Source organism: Dietzia sp. HMSC21D01, assembly GCF_001815995.1.
In the GTDB taxonomy this organism is placed as follows: Bacteria; Actinomycetota; Actinomycetes; order Mycobacteriales; family Mycobacteriaceae; genus Dietzia; species Dietzia cinnamea.
Genome location: NZ_KV823920.1, coordinates 1 through 1,493, shown reverse-complemented (window position 1 = coordinate 1,493; position 1,493 = coordinate 1). Strand labels below are relative to the sequence as shown.

The following is a 1,493-nucleotide window of genomic DNA, read 5'->3' as shown; positions in this document are numbered from 1 at the left end:
CCGACGAACTAACGGAGATGCCCACTAGCGGATCCGGTAGGCGCCGCGGAATCGGATAGGTGGCGCCGGCGCGGGCGACTCTAGCTGCGCATATGCCCGCGCCCGCACCCGGAGCAGGTGCGGGCGGGTGGGCGGCGGCGGGTCAGGCGTGGACGCGCGAGAGCGGGCGCAGCGACACGGGCAGCCCGTCGCCGGGGTAGGGCAGCGAGTCGTTCTTCATGGGCGGGGAGTAGTCCAGCGGCACCGACCACTCGAAGTGGCGCAGCAGCGCGCTCAGCACGAGCTTCGACTCGAGGTTGGCGAAGATCATGCCGAGGCACTTGTGCACACCTCCGCCGAAGGGCTCCCACGCGAAGCGGTGCGACTTGTCCTCCCGCCGCTCCTCGGAGAACCGCTCCGGGTCGAAGATCTCCGGATCCGTCCAGTACTCGGGCATGTGGTGCGAGTACAGCGGCATCACCGAGATGAGCCGGCCGGCCGGGATCTCCACCCCCAGGATCTCGGTGTCCTTGACCGTCTTGCGGGCCAGCACCGGAACCGGCGGGTGCAGACGCAACGTCTCCTTCATCACCAGCGCGAGGTCAGGCAGCTCCTCCAGCTCGGCCAGGCTCGGGTTCGGGCCCAGCGCCAGGCACTGCCGACGCAGCCGCTCCTGCCATTCCACGTCGCGGCCGAGCTCGTAGACCATGGACGTCACCGTGCTGGTCGTGGTGTCATGCGCGGCCATCAGCAGGAAGATCATCTGGTTGATGATGTCGTCGTCGTCGATCCCGCCGGAGGCGTCCGCCACCTGACACAGCGCGGAGAACAGGTCCTCTCCCGGATTCGCGCGGCGGGCCGGAAGATGGCGGCGGAGGAACTCCTCCAGCAGCCGGCGGCCGCGGGTGGCGCGGCCCCACTTGGTGAACGGCACCGGCACGGTCGACCGGACGTACCCGTTGGCCGCCTGCACGCAGTCGACGAACGCCGTGTTCACGCGGTCGAGCTCACCGGGAGCGGCGTACTCGGCGCCGCCCATGAACACGTCGGTCGCCAGGTCGAGCGTGTGCGATTTGAGTGCGGGGTAGATCTGGAACGCCCGGTCCGGGGACCAGGCCGAGATCCCCGCGTCGACGAGCGGCACGAGCGTGCGGGTGTAGCCCTCGAGTCGGGGGCGGGTGAACGCCTCCTGCATGATCTGCCGGTAGTGCTTGTGCTCCTCGAAGTCGAGCAGCATCAGCCCACGGTTGAAGAACGGCCCCACCAGGTATCCCCAGCCCGGTCCGTTGGCGAACGCCTTGTCGCCGTTCTGCAGGGCGGCCTGGCACGCGTCGGGCCCGATGAGCGCCGTCCAGGTGCGGCCGAGGAGGTTGAGATCGGAGACCGGTCCGTGGTCGCGATAGCGACGGGCCATCGCGGACAGCGGGTCGTGCACGTATTCCAGCGTCTTGCCCAGCACCGGCAGGTGGGAGCGCAGTGGCGCGGGTCCGGGACGGAAGACCTTCTCGCGCGGA

At 69.5% G+C, this 1,493-nt stretch carries 1 protein-coding gene; it reads right to left on the bottom strand.

What is annotated here, in order from left to right; all coding sequences use genetic code 11:
• Window positions 1–142: 142 nt before the first annotated feature.
• A partial coding sequence (locus HMPREF3086_RS09180) for a cytochrome P450 (RefSeq protein ID WP_210401853.1) occupies window positions 143–1,493 on the bottom strand: 1,351 nt, incomplete at its 5' end.